We start from the raw sequence: 17,089 nt of genomic DNA on the forward strand, positions 1-17,089 counted from the left end.
CATGAATTCAAACAAAAAGGGTGTGACTAGTCGATTAGTCACACCCTTTTTGTTTGTTGCTCATAAGAATGAAGGCCGTTCTTACCTGCCGGAAAAAGCAGGAGAAGCAGGAAAATTCTTGGTAAGCCATAAGAAAAATGTTTCTGTCCCTAACAGAAATCTATGTTCAGCAGTGTTGAACTTATGTTCAGCAGTGTTGAACTTATGTTCAGCAGTGTTGAACTTATGTTCAGCAGTGTTGAACTTACATTCAGCAGTGTTGAACATAGAAATCCATTAAGAAAAGAAACAATTATCATTAAGGGCAGAAACAATTATCATTAAGGGCAGAAACAATTATCATTAAGGGCAGAAACAATTACCATTAAGGGCAGAAAGCGAAGTGGTAACTTCTGCTATCAAAAACACGCAGCTGCATAAGATTATCGTGGTGTATAAAGGCACAGAAATTGTGGTTTGCGAAGAAGTGTAAGAAACATAAGTTATAAAAACACCATTTATAAGAAAAACCGTGGATGTATGGAAGCATCCACGGTTTTTTATTCTGATATTCATCTCATTTTCAAGACATTCATCTCATTCAAGATATTCTCTTTCCAACCTTTGCGGCAACAAACGCTATCATCAGACCCAGGCAGGCGGCAATGCTGATGGCGATGCGGAGACCGGTAGCCTCAGCAAGCCATCCGATAACCGGTGGTCCTACAAGGAAACCGAAGAAGCTGATGCTCGAAACGATGGTGATGGCAATGCTCGCCTTGATGGTTCCGAGTTTTCCTGCGATGCTGTAACAGATAGGCACCGATGAAGAAATGCCGAAACCTACCAGCAGGAAGCCCAAGGTGGCAGGAATCAGATAAGGCAAGGCGGCAGCCAGCCACAAACCGCCCAATATCAAACCACCACAAACCTTCAACACCCTGGCTGGACCATATTTCGTAACAAAGCCATCGGCAAGGAATCTGCCCAGAGTCATCGCTCCCATGCCTGCCACATAGCCCGCACGGATACAAGCCTCATCAGGTTTTACTACTGATGAGAAATATACACCACTCCAATCGTAAACAGTTCCTTCACAGAACATGCCGGCAAATCCCATCAATCCCAGGAGAAACAGAATCGGGTCAATGGTCTTGAAAGAGAACTTCGGAACATCCTCCTCTTCAGCCTTTGCCGTAGCATCATCTACCAGATATCTGAATCCGAAGGCGATAATGAGAAGACTCATCACCAAGACAGCTCCAAAGTGAACCTCTATCGGAAGCAGGGTATTGGCAAAGACGGCTCCAATGATACCGCCCGAGAATCCGCCCAAACTCCACAGACCATGAAACGACGACATGATGTTGCGCCCATACATTTTCTCCACCAGACAAGCCTGCGTATTGGTAGCGATATTCATCAGATTTGCCATCATTCCGAAAGCCATCAGAGAAAGAATCAGCTGGAACACCGTACTGCTGCTTCCCATACAGAACAACACGAAAGCATAGAGCACCTCAGCAAGCAGAATCATCTTCTTGCTGCCAAACTTATTCACCAAAACGCCCGAAAAAGCCATCATCAGAAGCTGGCCGATGGGAATGGCGAAAAGCACCGTTCCCAGCTGTCCGTTGCTCAAGTGCAACATCTGTTTTACATCCGGAATACGGCTTGCCCAACTGGCAAACACCACTCCCGGCACAAAATAATAAGCCGCAACAGCCACTCGCTTGCGGGCTAAATCTCCCAAGTGATTCAAACTTACCGTCATCCCTATTAATACCTTTATTTATATATACCTATTTTTTATATATACCTATTTTATTTGCGGCTGCAAAATTACAAAAAAAAGCAGAAAAAGAGTGATATTTGAACAAAAAATATAGCTCGGCATGAGATTTTTGACGTACCTTTGCACTCAGAAAAAGAATTAAAAACAAACTAGCAATGAAGAAACAAACAATGATTACCCTGGCACTCGTCATGCAGCAACTTTCTGCATTGCCTTGCGTCTTCTAAATATCGTAAGTACTTGCGTCATATATCAGAACATATCTGTGTGGCAATAGGTGGCAATAAGAAAGCACCTTATTGCCACCCATTATTCTATCTGTATCAATCACTTACACATCAGCGTGGTAGATATGGCATTAAATTAGAAAAAACTTTTTCTATATATACTGCAAAATCATATCAACCATCGTTTCCAGATAGCCTTTATCATCCTTAAACAGCACATGATTCTTTTGGAATTCACCTTTATCAAATGGATTCTTCAACCAAAACTCCACTTGCTCCATTGGTGTATTGCTGATAATGAAACTGTTCAACATCAGGTGAGCGTTGCCTAATTGAGAAGCCACATCTGTCTGTAAATACTTGAATAGTTGAATCTTATCATCCTCCAATCCTTTAAGATTGCGAATACCTTTCGGGTCGATGAAGGTGATGTATTGCTTCTCTCCATCCAATATCCATAAGATAAAATCAGGATAGAAGTTGTTTGCATCAAAGAAACCCAATCCCCTCTTGCTCTCATTGCGAAGCAGATAAACCTGCTTGCCAGCCAGCACATCATCTTGATGAACCTTACAATATTCACGGAAGGAAGTAACAAAGTTCTGTTCTCCTAAGTTTAATGCCACAGGAGACACCTTCAACGTTGGCTCACCAGTTACAACATCTACATAAGGACGATTACCATTGACATCTTTCTCTGCAAGGAAAACCAAAGGCTTATACAGATGTTCCTCCACATTCAAAGCCTTGAAATAAGGAGCATCAAGAACTAAGTCTTTACCAAATTCATTGGCTTCCACCTGCGCCTGCAACATTTTCAAATAATCCACCACATTAAGCAGGTCGTTTCGAACCTCTATTTCATATTCATCAGGCATACCTATATTATAATAGGTAACGCGCGTCTCCTTCAGATGCTTTTGCTCTTCCTTCGACTTAGCCTTCTTGTAAGCCATATCCATATAGCCACGGAGCAGACTGATTGTAACATCCTGCCACAACTCCACATTCTTTCCAAAATCATGAAAGTTCAAACGGTCTTCAGGAATTGACAATTCGTACCAGGAAGGATTTGCCATCAGATACTTCAAGTCTTCCAATCGCAATTCCAGATTATACCAACCTCGCTCTGCCTTCATACCCTGCAAGGCAAAGAACACTTCCGTCCAGTCTATCCAATTCAGATGCTCCTGGTCCAAAACACCAATATAGCGACTTGCAGCATTAGCAGTTTGAACATTCTTGCTTCTCAGCAAATCCACCTTTGGATATTTGTCCAGTTTTACATTCACCTTTTTCATCAGGCTTTCATCGGCAGGTTCCACTACGGCAGACTTCTTGAAGTTATAGCCATCCACGACTTTCGGCAATGAAAGATGAAGAGCGTCTAAATCAACTGACTTAATGGTTTTGATAACAATCTTCTCATAGTCTATCTCATTGGTTGGCAAACCTTCATCCTCCAAATATGCCTTGAAGGCTTCCATATAATCAGCCCGCACGCCAAAGATATTCAGAGTCTCTATGGTTGACAAATTCTTTGGAATCATCTCGTCCTGATAGCAGGCATCCAGCATCTTGCTTCGCTTCAGCGAATACTTGTATCCCTTCAGACGAACACCACGACCGAAAAGCTGAATAATCTCAGAACCTTCGCTGCGTCCCACATTCATCAGACCCATCACGGAAACTCGCCAACTGCTCCATCCCTCAGTAAACTTCTTGGAACCAATCAGGATGTTGACGGTTGAATCTTGAGAATTGATATTGTTGAAGAGGCTGGAAGTTCCGAATGCTTTCGTTTCGCAAAGGAATCCTTTATCCTGCAAGAGTTTCAGCAATTCCTTACCATCTCCCACATTGATGACTCCGAAATAATCCTTAGTACTTCCTACTCTCAATCCAATCTCCTCAAAACCTCCTTTTTGAAGGTCGATATGAAGTTGGGTACCATGGATATTGGAGTGGAAAAGATCCCGCAGGATAGCATCGTAGATGTTCTCGGCAAACTTCTGTTTGTCATCTTCTACGAGATAACCACCTTTAAGCGCCAGGAAAGAGTTGCCAAATACAGAATAACCATTCTTTGTTTTCAATCCATCTTCCGAACTGAGCAAACGACGGATATAACCTGAAAACTCTGTACGATTCCGGATAAAATCCTGCAAGAACAAGAGTATCTGAGTTACATCCGATACCTGATTCTTATTTTCCTTACTCACAGCCTTCACGCTACTTCCCACAAATATTCCCAATGGCTTCTCCACCAGAAACCTGTTATGAATCCGCATATCACTCTGATAGATTTTAGTCTGTTCATAAAGACATAGCAAATATGCTGTAAGATACATATTGAGCAGATCATCATCATTCCAGTCGTTCATATTCATGATACGGTAATCCTTGCCATATCCATCGGCATAGAAATAACGATAGGAATAATCAAAAAGTGTTGCCTTACCATATTGGTCGAACATCGCCTTCCGGTCTTTGGCATTACTCTTTGCAGAAATGGCTTGACCAAAGGTAGCGGAATACTCAAAAGAGAAGCCTTCCTCAGTCAGTTTCTGACGATACCCCATCCAGACATCGCCACTGGAACCTTTGTGACCTTCATCTACCAATACCAGGTTGTTGCCCTCGAAAGCCTCAACTGCTACCGTTTTATCTCCATCCTTATCTGCCAATTTATTGATGTCGATGATTTCTACAGCCTTGCCTTGAAACAAACCACCAACACCTTGCTTGCTGAACATAACAACATCCATATTAGAAGCCTTCAACTCTTCATAATGCTGACGGCTCAATCCTTCATTCGGAGTCAATACGATGATGCGGTTGAGTTTTTTGGCATGATGAATCCTGGCATACTCCTGATATTGCTTGATGTTGACATGCATCAGCAGAGTCTTGCCCGAACCTGTTGCATTCCAATAAGCCAACTTATTCAAGTCATCAACCGTAAAGTCGGGCAACTCATGCCAGGTTTCTGCACGATGATTGAAGTCATCATGCAGAAAACGATTCAGGTTGTCGCAAAGTGCCTGCGGATTACTGAAATACTGGTCGAGATAGATTTCCGTGAACAAGAGGGATAGATACTGGAAGTACTTCCACTTGATAGGTTCACTTCGCTTCTCGTTAATCTCATCAGTAAACTTCACGATATGCTGGTCGTAAAAGTACAACTGTTCTATGGACAAAGGACCTGTTGCATAGAGCTTATGACAAAGCTCATGATAGAGTTTTGACTCGTGGTCATCATTCAATCCTTCGTATGCTGGATCCTTGAGGTCACGAGACAAAGCCTCCAAGTCCTTACAGCCAAACAGCTGCAAGAGATAATGAAACAGGACCAGTGCCTGCTGCAGTTTTCCTTTCTTCTGTATTTTCTTAGCCATAATAAGACCTATTCAAACATTCTTTTCTTAAATTCTTCCTCAATGAGTACTACTTTCCAATGCTCCTCATCCGTCTTGATATTCGGTAATGTATTATCACCATTTACATAAATCTTATCGAACTCTGAGTCTGTGGTGCAGTAGGCTTGCTTACGGAAGAATTCATTCAAGTCTTCGTTGCTCACCTTGTTGCAGTTTCTCCAAATCACGAGAGTTCGCTCATTGCCGATATGGGTAGTTCCTTCCACCACACAGTAGCCATCCTTAGGATAACGGAGCGTCTCTACATTCAGACCGATAAGGTAGTTGAAGGTTTCCACCATATCAACATGGGTATCTACCAACTCATTATCCTTGGTTGTCTTGATAGACATGGCAAACGGGTTCTTAAACCATTCCAGGTTGAAGAGATCTCCCTTGGTTTCTGTATCGAGCATATAACGAAGGAAATAGGTTTCCTCGAAATCTCCCTTGCCATTCTCGTTATCGAAGTCGAGTCGCTGGTTCTTCGGCTGCAAGTTATTTAGGGTATCCTCATATTGCTCCAGACGGATGTACTTGAAGCATTGAGAAATGCCTTTACGGGAAATTGGCTTGCCATCCTTCCAATCCTCGGAATAGATTACTTTTTCCATGCGAGGCTTTGGAAGTATATCAAAATAATAATTGACGTCACATAAAATGTATTTATGTTTTTTTCCTTTTCTATTTTGAATAATAGCAGCATGCCCTGTTGTTCCAGAACCACAGAAGCAATCCATTACTAAGCCATCATCTTTCGTTGATACATTAACTATTTTATTAACAAATTCTACAGGCTTTGGCTTTATTCCGTCAATAAATTCCTTCGGTAATGAAGAACCAAATATATTCAGTAACAACTTCGTCCCTTCCGCTGTAGTTTTTACATCATCCCATAAAGATGTGATAGTATCACCTTTAGCCAAGGCTTCTGATTTATATCGCTTGAAAGCAGGTTTCGTTGTACCTTTCCGTCCAAATAATATGCGTCCTTCTTCCATCAGACGTAGTACATCCTTTTCTTCAAAACGCCAACACCTTCCTTGTGGAGGATAAAACGTTTGACCTGTTTGTGGATTAGTTATTCCATAAGATAGGTTCACACGAATACCTGGTGCATCCATAGGGTCTAACTTCCAAGGACCATTTGGGTCATTATCTGGATTAATAAAACCTTCTTCATTTGCCTCAACCTTAAAATCTACCTTATTAGCTTTAAGCAAATCCATATTCTTCGAAAATACTGTTGTGTGATTTATCGCACCAGACACTAACGCATCATTAGACACAGATTTACGACTATTCCAAATAATATCCGAGACAAAGTTCTCTGGAGCAAATACATTGTCTAGATTTTGCTTCAAATTAGCATATTCCCCATCATCTGTACTAACCCATAAAGTTGACAACATTGACATCATATTCCTAATCAAGCGACTCCTATCATTCATCATAGAAGCCCAAGACGAATGCTGATAATTATCCTTATAAGAGAAACTATTATCGGAACCAGTATTATAAGGCGGGTCAATATATACACATTTCACAGTCTCACGATACTTCTCCTGCAACAATTCCAGAGCCTGGAAGTTCTCACTATTAATCAACAATCCATTACACTCCTCATCAACTTTCTCCATACTTCCCACGAGTTTATGCTTGAACTCGGCACTAAAGAACTTGGTGTCAAGTACAAGGAAAGGATTGTCTTCCAGGAACTTTTCTGTTAATGGCTCACTATAGCCCTCGGTCATCATATCCCCTTTGATTTCATCGATGGCAAAGAGGCGAACCCATTCTTTACGCTGCTCATCATTAGCAATAATCTCTGGGTAAAGGGTACGAGGAATTCGGTCGAGTGTGATACAATAATCACAACCGACTACAAACTTTTTCTTGAGCCACAACTTCTTTTGGAAGTCTTCGAGCTGGGCAAGGAAGGTGATAATCTTCTCTCCTACCAACTTGATGGCTTTCACTTGTGCCAAATGCTCCATGATATGAATGGCATCCAAATCATCCAAAAACATCACCTCGTTTTTGATATAGAAATCAAGTTCTCTACGAAGGAAACCGCCCAAGTCTTTGTGGATGAAATAATCAAAATTGTTCTTTGCCGTATAGTCTTGCAGATGCTTCATCAGCAAAGTGCGTTCCTTATTCTTTTCTGTTGGCACCTTTTCATTAACCAACTCTGCAAAGTCGGCATATTTTTCTTCTGCAAACGAAGAAATAATCTTAGCCTCAGCATCCTTGACAAGTGCATCCTGCTTGGTAGTCTTCGGCATCAACTCATAAGTAAAGAAGATGTTTAGCTCACCATCTTCCTCTGCGATACAGTCCTCTTCACAAAGTTGGAAACGGCGCTCCATATTGTTGGCAGCCTTGTTGTTGTTCTGCTCTGTATCCGCATCACGAAGAACAAAGTGTACCTTACGACGGCTGGTCGGCAACACGAACGAGTAATTCTTGAAATACTCAGAAGTCTTGATGTAATACTGGTCGGCATTAGCCCAATACAACTTCACTTCCTCACCGCTATAAGGAATGGCATAGGCATCGTCCTTATAGCGACGTTTAGAGATAAAATCGCCACCCTCATAATAACGGCTAAAGAATTTAGCCAAATGAGAAAACACCTCATTCTCCATGGCAGAAATATCAGTTCCTGCAGCAGTTTGAGCCTTCAAAATCTTGGTAACTTCAGGAACAAGGCGATTGTTCAAGAACGCCTCGATATCCTTACGCTTCTGATTCATAATGCGATATATACCAAAGTCGAGTTCGGCTTGGTCGAGTTGCAGTATTTCTGCAAGTATATCTCTAAATTTCTGTTCGTATTGTGTCATTGTTTATTTCTTAGTTATATTCTTTTTGCTTTGATTCCGTTTCATTTCTTTAAAGTCCAATGCACGCAGAAGAGTTCTGCTTCCGTAATATGCTGCTGGATAAATGCCTTCACTTTGTCTATCATTCCGTCTCGCTTCTCCTCTATCTCATCTTCAAGTTCAAAGATTTCGGCTCGCTTACGCTTCTGCTGACGAGTAAGGGTATTCAAATCCTTCTCCAGGGTCAATGTTTGCTGTGCATTCTCCGAACGACTCAACAATCTTTTCTTCTCCTTGATTTTAGCCTTGATGTCTTTCAGTTCATTCTCCAAAGTGAGCTGCTGGTCTTCTGCCCATTTCTCGATATGCTGAATTTCGGCATCAAGCAAAGCCTTGTTTCGTTCTTCTATCTGAACGGTCAAGGCTGCTCGCCGGTTATCATACAGGGAAGCCAACTTCTGGCTTGCTTCCTCCTGCACAAGAACATTTCCGGTACTTATCGTTGGAACATTCAATAGTTTTTCAGCAAACTCCTGACCCAAAGCCGTTCCATCTTCCGCAAGTGCCGTCAGCACAATGTGCTGTTCCTGTTGTCCTTCGGATATAAAAGAAACAAGATGAGCCTGAAGCCATCCACTTTCATAAGCACATTGTTCTATATCTGCCACCTTATAACGATATAGGCTATAATCGAAGAGGAGATTCTGCTGGCTTTGCTCATTCTGCTTACACAAGGCAATGACCTTTTGAGCCAAAGGATGCGACAAACGATAATTGATGTATTGCGATTGCAGCGTCGTTATCTGATACATGCCACATTCTGCTGCCACATCAGGATAAGGATTGTGCTTCAAGCGAAAGACGAGATTGGTTTCATCTACTACTTCTACATTCTCCTTACCAAGCGTAGCAATGGTTATCGTCCAAAGCCAGCGATGGAACTTATTCAGATTTCCCATATCCTTGCCTTGGCGAATCTTCAGCAATCCCACCACATCCTCATCAAAGTTTTCAAGCAGTTGCTTGCGCGTATCTTGCATCGTTGCCTTGATACTTGCATCCATCTCTTGCTGAATCTGGTCGAAGGCTGCATTGATTTCTTCAGGAGTACGGCACTGCTGATAGATGTTGAGCATCCGCTTCTCGAAGTCAACCCCCGACTCGATGCTGCCCAGCACCTCATCACTGGAACCGAAGACACCATCAAAGAGATGGAATTTCTCAGAAAGCAGTTGGAACACACGCACATCAGCTGCATTTGCCTTGTTGATGAAGTTGAAAACCACAACATCATTTTTCTGTCCATAACGATGGCATCTACCTATGCGCTGTTCCACCCTTTGAGGATTCCACGGCAAATCATAATTCACTATAAGTGAACAAAACTGAAGGTTGATACCTTCTGATGCCGCCTCGGTAGCAATCATGATTTCGGCTTCGTCTCTGAAATAATCTACAATAGCCTGGCGCTTGTTTGCCGACAAAGAAGGGGTTAAGGCTGATGTGCCTATATTCCGCTCTTTCCATGCCTTATATATCTTCCGGGAAGTTTCATCATTATTGGAACCATTGAAAAGTACTATCTTGCCCATATAACCATTCTCCTCTAAAAGCTGTTTCAGATAGAGCTGGGTACGGGTACTTTCCGTAAATATCAATGCTTTGCGGTTGGCTCCCAACTCTTCCATCTTCTGAAAGCCGGTATGGAGTGCCGACAAGAGGCAATCACCTTTTTTATTACTACTGATACTATTGGCAAGATCATATAGACGTTGGAGTTCCTTGATTTCATCCTTGATACCTTCTATCTCATCGGAAGTAAGGATTTCTCCTTCCTGTTCGTTCTCATCCTGCTCATTCCATTCATCCCAATCATCGCCCAACATATCTTCGGCAACCATAGCTATTTTTCCATCTTCCCCATACCAGCCTTGCGGTTTATCTGCTGAATAAGGAGCAATCTTGGTCTGCAAACGATCGATAAGCGTTTTGAGCGTATAGCCGATGGCAAAGGTTGATGAAGACATGAGTTTGCGGAATATCAGCGTAATCAACTGACGTTGACTGGTTGGTAATCCGTAAGTATCATCACGGCGAAGATACTCGCTGATTTGATTATAGAGTTTCTGCTCTTCAACGGCAGGATAATATTCCTGCGCCATCGGGATACGGGAAGTATATTTTACATACTCCGTAACCTGTTTGCGAAGCGTGCGATGCACGATGGGACGAAGACGCCTGCGAAGATCACCAAAAGCAATATCATCGTTTTTGTTACTATAGCAATACTGAGCCTTGAAACTCTTCAAGTCACCAAAGTAATGGTCATCGATGATACTTACCAGACCATATAATTCCTCAATATTATTCTGAAGCGGAGTGGCGGTAAGGAGGAGTTTATGACTATCAGAAAAAGCGGATTTCAGACGGGAAGCCATCGAAGGGGTTGACTTATAAACGTTGCGTAGTTTATGAGCCTCATCATAAACCACCAGGTCCCAATGAGTGCGCGACAAGATTTCGGCTTGTCTGGAAGCAAACTGATAAGAGCAGATATAGATTTGCTTGCCATCGGAAAGATGGTCTAAAGAAATCCCCTTTTTCTTTTCGAGAATAAAAGAATTCAAAAAGAACTTTTCCTCCAGCTCCATGCTCCACTGTCGGCGAAGGGTAGCTGGAGCAACGATGAGGATACGACGCTTACGTTCAGCCCAAAACTGGCTGATAACAATACCAGCCTCTATCGTTTTTCCCAATCCCACCTCATCGGCAAGGATAACACCTTTGGAGAAAGGAGACTGGAATGCAAAAAGAGCCGCCATCACCTGATGGGGGTTCAGATCGACACGTGCCTCCGACAAGACACCCGTCAACTTATCATCATCCGCACCACCCCTATTACGTGACAACTGCCAGGCATAATACAAGAGCTGCGCAGATGAATAAGGGATTTCCTGTTTCATCGTCGCTTATAAGGGATTATGAGCGTAAACTTTATCGGAATTAGCAGGTCACATTTTTGCTATGCTTGGGGAAACTTCCAGGCTTACTAAAACAATACAGAAGAGACAAATACCTTGTTGGCGAAACTATATAAGAAAGGCGTAAGCCTCACTTATCAGTCTCTAAGGTATTTGGCGTGACCTGTCCACATAGATAAGTTTAGCTCACGCCTTATGAGCGTGAGCATTCACTTTTATCTATTACGTGGACTCAATTATCAATCGCCAAATTTCAAGAGACTCCAAATAATCGTAAACGCTTGTATATTATTATATTATATGTCTAAAGTTTATTCTTTCTGTTTCTTATTTTTCTATTTTATTTGTTCAACTTATGTTACAAGGGAGTAGCCCCCTAGGGCAACCTCTCCCCCTTTTCGAGGGCAAAGTTACAAAAAATAAATGAAATATGCAACTTAATACCTCAAAATATCTTTTACCGAGTAAATTTTACTTGAAGCATCAAAGGAGAAATACTGGTCATCCATAATCATATAATCCTCTCTCTGCTTCTTGCTCAGACTCTTAATGAATCTATACGACACATATCAAATCTGCTGAAGATAACTTATAGCCTTCTCTGTACCGAAAAAATACTGGCGATTCAGCTTTCTGTAGGTCAACTCTTTTGCAAGTTGCTCTAAAGTCAGTCCTCCATACAAATATCTTTCCAATTGAAAAGCGACACCATCATCAGCAACGGGACCGACCACAACATCATAGTCATGAATAAATTTATCCTTACTTCTTTTACGGTTAGCTAAGATAAATTTTGCCCATTCTATTGATGGACTATCAAAAGTCAACACTTTCAGACTTCCATCAATCAACAGTTTCTCGTCAAACAAGAATTTTGTTACGACAGGAGAACCTGAGCCAACAATACGAGTTCGCTTGATTGCCATCTCCATTGCCTGCGGAAAAATATCCGTCAGATAAAAACCTTGCCCAAAATCCTTATAAGGCTTACACTTAGTAAAATCAATCTTGTCTATAAACAGATTGGATCCATGATACAACTCTATCATACCAAAGCCCCTCCATGCCTATGACAAATAACAGCCAAATCATCCACTGCATCATCTAAAGAAAGAAGATGCTCCGCTCCATAACATTCATACAAAAAATCCAATCCCTTATGCCTTTTCAGATAAGCATAGGATTGCTTCAAAGATATGCCAAACCGCTGTGCAAATTGGCTCACACAATATATAATGTAATAAGTCTTACTTTCTAATTCCATAATTCTCAACCTACCTTTCCATATTTAATTTCCTCCTTCAGCAACTCATAGTTGTAGCCAGAACTCTGATAATATAGCCCTGTCTCTAAATCCTGAAGTTTCTCGAATAACTCTGAATTATAAACACAATCTAAAGCTTCTTCAAGAGAATACTTGAAGTCTTCCATCAGCCACATTGCCATATCTTTGATACGGGCATTAATCAATATGCCTATCTGTCCGGCAGAAAGTTTTGTTTGTCCTTCCATAATTATATATTTTTCTTTTGTGGGCAAATTTACAAAGAAATATCGAGAATACCACATATTTTATATATAAAAGTTTGGAGAATACAAAGAAAACTTATAATTTTGCCAAAAAGAATGGATTTTTAGTGACACAAACAAAATAAACAGAAGAAATCATGATAAACGACAGAAGACAACTGGCTGACGTGTATCAGCAAACTATAGATATTGTACTGAAGGGACATTACACATCTGAGAATGGGGAGGAAGTGAAACTGCCCGACAACACGAAGATGCTGAAGGGAAGCAGATTCTATACCAAGCCACTGGATGCTTCAAACATACCTACCCTTGCAGAAGGTTCCACCAAGATTATTGTGAAGAATGACGACAGCATCCATTGTGGCCATCAGTTGCAACAGGAAGGATACAATCCCGTGGTTCTCAACCTGGCAAGCCGTCGCAACCCGGGCGGTGGCGTGAAGAACGGAAGCCGGGCTCAGGAAGAGAGCCTCTTCCGCAGCACCAACCTCTTTCTCTCTATGTATCGTTATGCAGAATATGCCGAGGATTACGGTTTGGAGAAAAGCAAGTTCCAGTATCCGATGCCTGTGAGATTCGGAGGCATCTATGTGCCAGACGCTACCGTGTTCAGGGCTGGAGCTAAGGATGACTTTGCCTTGCTCGATACTCCTTATTATATGTCGTTCGTGGCAGTAGCGGCCATCAATCATCCTGATTTAGATAGAGACGGGAACATCTGCGAAGAAGATGCCGCACTGACGAAAAACAAAATGAGGACGATGCTGCGTATCGGTTTGCAGAACGGACACGACAGCATCGTGCTCGGTGCATTCGGTTGCGGTGCCTTCCACAATCCTCCGAAACATATCGCAAGACTGTTTCACGAAGTCATCGACGAGAAGGAGTTCAAGGACAAGTACAAGCTCATCGCCTTCGCCATCCTTGAAGACCATAACTCGCCAAGAGGTGGAAACCTGCAACCCTTCATCGAGGAATTCAAGTCATAAACTCCCACAGATTTCACAGATTTACACAGATGGGGCTTGATTAGCAGTAATCAATGCCTCGCTTCTCGCACTCACCTCGCAAGGCGGCGAGGAAGTAACTGCGCTCGCTGCCCCAACCACGAACCTTGCGCTCGTGATCCACGGTCTGCTTCAAATGCTCATCGCTGTAAGCGGCAAAACGGGCTGCATACTCTGAAATTCTTGACTCGGCATAACCTGCATCAACAGCTGAAGACTCGGCATCAGCTGTCTTAATTGTTGATGACTCGGCATTAGCTGCCATTACACTCTCATTGTTCTTTAAATCTGAATTTGGATTCATAAAGATAATTATTTTAAGTTGTTAAACACTTACACATTCTTTTACCACCGTGGTTATCTCTATGCGAAACTCGGTTGGTGTGCCGCAACTGGGCAACTCTTAATGCTTGATTTCGGGTGCAAAAGTACATCATTATTCTGAAACCACCAAATCTTTTCGGGATTATTTTTTCCTGTTTTTTTCCTTCTTCTAAAGAAGAAGTTTTTTCGGGGTAGCAGATAGCAAGGAAGAGAAATCCTTAAATGGTTAAACTTTCCTATATTTGCATTATAATAGTATCATAATAATAAAATTATAATTATCTTTGCACTATGATTATCAGAAAGATATAAGACTATTCAAAGACAATAAAGAAGATAACATACAATGATAGAGAATCCGTTTATTCTGCGAGGATACATATCCGACGCTTACTTCTGTGATAGAGAAAAGGAAACCATCGACTTGATAAGAGAAATCAAGAATGGCAATAACATCACCCTGATTGCACCTAGAAGAATCGGCAAGACAGGGTTGGTGCAACACGTCTATGCTCAGGAAGAAATCAAGGATAAATACTATACATTTCTTGTAGATATTTATGCTACGAAAACCCTAGCCGACTTCATTCAGGAACTAGGCAGAAGTATTCTGCAAAGTCTGAAACCTAAAGGCACCAAAGTAGTGGAACATTTTCTTAACTGCCTCCACTCACTCCGTTCATCCATCAGCTTCGATATGAATGGCGTACCTTCGTGGGGAGTAGATTTGGGAGAAATCACCAGTCCAACCACAACGCTCGATGAAATTTTCCTTTATCTGGAGAGCGCAGATAAGCCTTGCATCGTGGCCATTGATGAATTCCAAACTATCAGCAGCTATAGAGAAGCTAATGTGGAAGCCATACTGCGCACCTACATCCAGCACTGCCATAATGCCAGTTTCATCTTTGCCGGATCTCAGCGCAATATGATGTCGGAAATGTTCTTGAGCCATGCCCGTCCTTTCTACCAGAGCACCTCCATCAAAACACTGAAAGCTATTGATAGAGAGGTGTATGCCGACTTCGCTACTCGTCTTTTCGAGGAAAGACAGAAGCATATCAAACGAGAAACCATTTATCGAATATACGACCGTTTTGACGGCATCACCTGGTATCTGCAAAGGATGCTCAATAAGATTTTCTCGCTCACGGAAAAGGCTGATGACAAGATGATGGAAAAGGCTGATGACAAGACGAGGGAACTGGCCGATGATAAGATGATGGAACTGGCGCTCAACTCGATTATAGACGAAAGTGCTTTTGCCTATGAAGCCCTTCTTTTCCAGTTGCCAGCCAAGCAAAAGGAACTTCTCTTAGCCATCTGCAACGCTGGCAAGGCTCAAAACATCATGTCATCGGCATTCATCAAGAAGCACAATCTTCCTTCCGCCAGTTTTGTACAAGGTGGTATCAAGGGATTATTGGAGAAAGATTTTGTTACGGAGACGGATGGAACTTACGAACTATACGATAAGTTCTTCGGTGAATGGCTGAAGAAGGAATTATAAAATACTGAAGATAGAAGTATAAAGAATAAGAATATAAACAAAAAGAAGAATATGATACAGCAAGTTGAATTTTCATTGCGCCCGCTTCCTCGCGGCTTTCACCTCGTAACCAACGAGGTGATGAGGAACTTGCCGGCGCTGCCTAAGACGGGGATACTGAATCTCTTCGTAAGACATACCAGCTGCGGATTGTCGCTGAACGAGAACTTCGACCCTGATGTGAGACATGATTTAAAGGGTATCTTCGAAAGACTGGTTCCGGATGGCGACCCAAGGTATCTGCATCAGGATGAAGGACCTACGGATATGTCAGCGCATGCCAAATCGAGCATGGTAGGCGTATCACTCACCATTCCTATTACCAATGGCAGACTGAACCTTGGTACATGGCAGGGGATTTACCTCTGTGAATTCAGAGAGGGAGGCGGAAGCCGACACCTCATCGCAACGATTATCGGGGAATAAATAACCGTTGCGACGAATCGGAGACGCCTCTATTTCCTGGATGAATCGGAGGCGTCTTTATCTATTTCACGGAAAAGGCCGAAGTATCTCTTGCATACCCAGACGATGCCGACAACCATTGCTATGACGAGGATTCCTCTTAAAAATCCACTTAATATCTTTGGCATACAATCCCAAATAGGCAGGAGATGCATCGCAAAACCTAAAACCATCGTCAATACCAACACACCGATGGTCAAGAGTTTCTCGTTTTTGATAGCTGGCTCAGGATCCTCTACTTCTACCAGGTTTCTCAACTGGTATATCTTATAGATAAAAAATACACAGTTCAGACATAAAAGAACACAGCAAACGATCACTCCACCCACAAATACAGGCTCACTTCCGATAAAATCCATACAACTAATCCATAACCAGAAGAGGGCTGACCATAAAGCTGCATAGCGACCCAACAGGGACAGGTAATATACCTGTCGGGCATTGACTATCTTGACGAAAGGAAAGTCATTGGCCTTTGGATGATAGCTGTGAAGCAAACAAGCGATAGGGAAAGAAGTACCCATTCCAGCCAACAGAAGAAGATAAGGCAAATCATCAGATGTGGCATGAATGACATTCCTGATGGTGAGCAGCCACATGGCAAGAACCAGGATTCCTACAATAAATTCAAAGACCCTGGCACTTGTAGAACGATAAATCTTGACTTGCGCAAAGATGCCAGCTGGCTCTTCTTCATCGCCATTCTTGAATAAATCAAGCACAAAATTAAATATTTTATTCTTCATCTTTCTTCTTCTCTTCTATTTGATTTGGTTCATCTTCTTCCTTTGATTTCATTGATGCAGCCTTCTTTTTCTTCGGCAGTCTGCCAGCCTTGCGCAGCGCTTCGGCGATGATCCATTGCAGCTGGCCGTTGGTTGAGCGGAACTCATCCTCCGCCCACGCTTCAATGGCACCCATCGTTTCCGAATCAATGCGCAATATAAAACTCTTCGTATTTGTTTCCTTTTTAGCCATA

The 17,089-nt window shown here is 42.2% G+C and carries 14 protein-coding genes, 1 pseudogene and 1 riboswitch; of the genes and pseudogenes, 5 read left to right on the forward strand and 10 right to left on the reverse strand.

Translation table 11 applies throughout. The features are described 5' to 3' along the window. The first annotated feature begins 1 nt into the window (after position 1). Together AAAT87_RS01465 and AAAT87_RS15510 are read left to right on the forward strand one after the other, a co-directional pair. Positions 2-280 carry a hypothetical protein gene (locus tag AAAT87_RS01465; protein WP_349225423.1) on the forward strand — a complete coding sequence of 93 codons (279 nt, stop codon included), beginning with the start codon at positions 2-4 and terminating at the stop codon, positions 278-280. A 105-nt stretch (positions 281-385) separates the two neighbouring features. Next, positions 386-472 (forward strand): annotated as a pseudogene (locus tag AAAT87_RS15510) (PD-(D/E)XK nuclease domain-containing protein); the annotation flags it as partial. Between the two features lie 108 nt (positions 473-580). Here the strand turns inward: AAAT87_RS15510 and AAAT87_RS01470 are convergent. From AAAT87_RS01470 to AAAT87_RS01500, 7 genes are all read right to left on the reverse strand, one after another. After that, positions 581-1,753: an MFS transporter gene (locus AAAT87_RS01470; protein WP_349225424.1), complete on the reverse strand. Its 1,173-nt coding sequence runs from the start codon at positions 1,751-1,753 to the stop codon at positions 581-583. Positions 1,754-2,153: 400 nt separating this feature from the next. Next, positions 2,154-5,402 (reverse strand): DEAD/DEAH box helicase family protein, encoded by a 3,249-nt coding sequence (locus AAAT87_RS01475; RefSeq protein ID WP_349225425.1) that lies wholly within the window; start codon positions 5,400-5,402, stop codon positions 2,154-2,156. 8 nt (positions 5,403-5,410) lie between these two features. Next, positions 5,411-8,272: a site-specific DNA-methyltransferase gene (locus AAAT87_RS01480; RefSeq protein ID WP_349225426.1), complete on the reverse strand. Its 2,862-nt coding sequence runs from the start codon at positions 8,270-8,272 to the stop codon at positions 5,411-5,413. Between the two features lie 41 nt (positions 8,273-8,313). Further along, positions 8,314-11,214 (reverse strand): SNF2-related protein, encoded by a 2,901-nt coding sequence (locus tag AAAT87_RS01485; protein WP_349225427.1) that lies wholly within the window; start codon positions 11,212-11,214, stop codon positions 8,314-8,316. Between the two features lie 587 nt (positions 11,215-11,801). After that, positions 11,802-12,281, reverse strand: a complete 480-nt coding sequence (locus AAAT87_RS01490) for a DUF3990 domain-containing protein (protein ID WP_349225428.1) — start codon at positions 12,279-12,281, stop codon at positions 11,802-11,804. Continuing rightward, positions 12,278-12,496: a DUF3791 domain-containing protein gene (locus AAAT87_RS01495; protein WP_117586164.1), complete on the reverse strand. Its 219-nt coding sequence runs from the start codon at positions 12,494-12,496 to the stop codon at positions 12,278-12,280. Before AAAT87_RS01495 ends, AAAT87_RS01490 begins: the two co-directional genes overlap by 4 nt. A 5-nt stretch (positions 12,497-12,501) precedes the next feature. Beyond that, positions 12,502-12,744 carry a hypothetical protein gene (locus AAAT87_RS01500; protein ID WP_117586144.1) on the reverse strand — a complete coding sequence of 81 codons (243 nt, stop codon included), beginning with the start codon at positions 12,742-12,744 and terminating at the stop codon, positions 12,502-12,504. Between the two features lie 155 nt (positions 12,745-12,899). On the opposite strand from AAAT87_RS01500, the gene AAAT87_RS01505 reads away from it, so the two are divergent. Further along, complete coding sequence (locus AAAT87_RS01505) at positions 12,900-13,754, forward strand: TIGR02452 family protein (protein WP_349225429.1); 855 nt, start codon at positions 12,900-12,902, stop codon at positions 13,752-13,754. Positions 13,755-13,794: 40 nt separating this feature from the next. Here AAAT87_RS01505 and AAAT87_RS01510 read toward each other — a convergent pair whose 3' ends face one another. After that, positions 13,795-14,076 (reverse strand): hypothetical protein, encoded by a 282-nt coding sequence (locus tag AAAT87_RS01510; protein WP_298530555.1) that lies wholly within the window; start codon positions 14,074-14,076, stop codon positions 13,795-13,797. Further along, positions 14,076-14,187, reverse strand: a riboswitch (SAM-I-IV-variant riboswitch). It overlaps the preceding gene by 1 nt. Before the next feature lie 255 nt (positions 14,188-14,442). Between AAAT87_RS01510 and AAAT87_RS01515 the strand changes: the two genes are divergently transcribed. Continuing rightward, positions 14,443-15,606, forward strand: a complete 1,164-nt coding sequence (locus AAAT87_RS01515) for an AAA family ATPase (RefSeq protein ID WP_349225430.1) — start codon at positions 14,443-14,445, stop codon at positions 15,604-15,606. A 51-nt stretch (positions 15,607-15,657) separates the two neighbouring features. Continuing rightward, on the forward strand, positions 15,658-16,071 hold the full coding sequence (locus AAAT87_RS01520) for a secondary thiamine-phosphate synthase enzyme YjbQ (RefSeq protein WP_006846346.1): 414 nt from the start codon (positions 15,658-15,660) through the stop codon (positions 16,069-16,071). Positions 16,072-16,100: 29 nt separating this feature from the next. Here AAAT87_RS01520 and AAAT87_RS01525 read toward each other — a convergent pair whose 3' ends face one another. Together AAAT87_RS01525 and AAAT87_RS01530 are read right to left on the reverse strand one after the other, a co-directional pair. Continuing rightward, complete coding sequence (locus AAAT87_RS01525) at positions 16,101-16,856, reverse strand: hypothetical protein (RefSeq protein WP_349225431.1); 756 nt, start codon at positions 16,854-16,856, stop codon at positions 16,101-16,103. Next, entirely contained in the window at positions 16,846-17,088 is a 243-nt protein-coding gene (locus AAAT87_RS01530) for a type II toxin-antitoxin system antitoxin (protein ID WP_294969060.1), read from the reverse strand. The genes AAAT87_RS01525 and AAAT87_RS01530 overlap by 11 nt, the downstream gene beginning before the upstream one ends. Position 17,089 lies beyond the last annotated feature (1 nt).

Origin of the sequence: Segatella sinensis, from assembly GCF_040095255.1 — a bacterium.
GTDB classification, from domain to species: domain Bacteria; phylum Bacteroidota; class Bacteroidia; order Bacteroidales; family Bacteroidaceae; genus Prevotella; species Prevotella sinensis.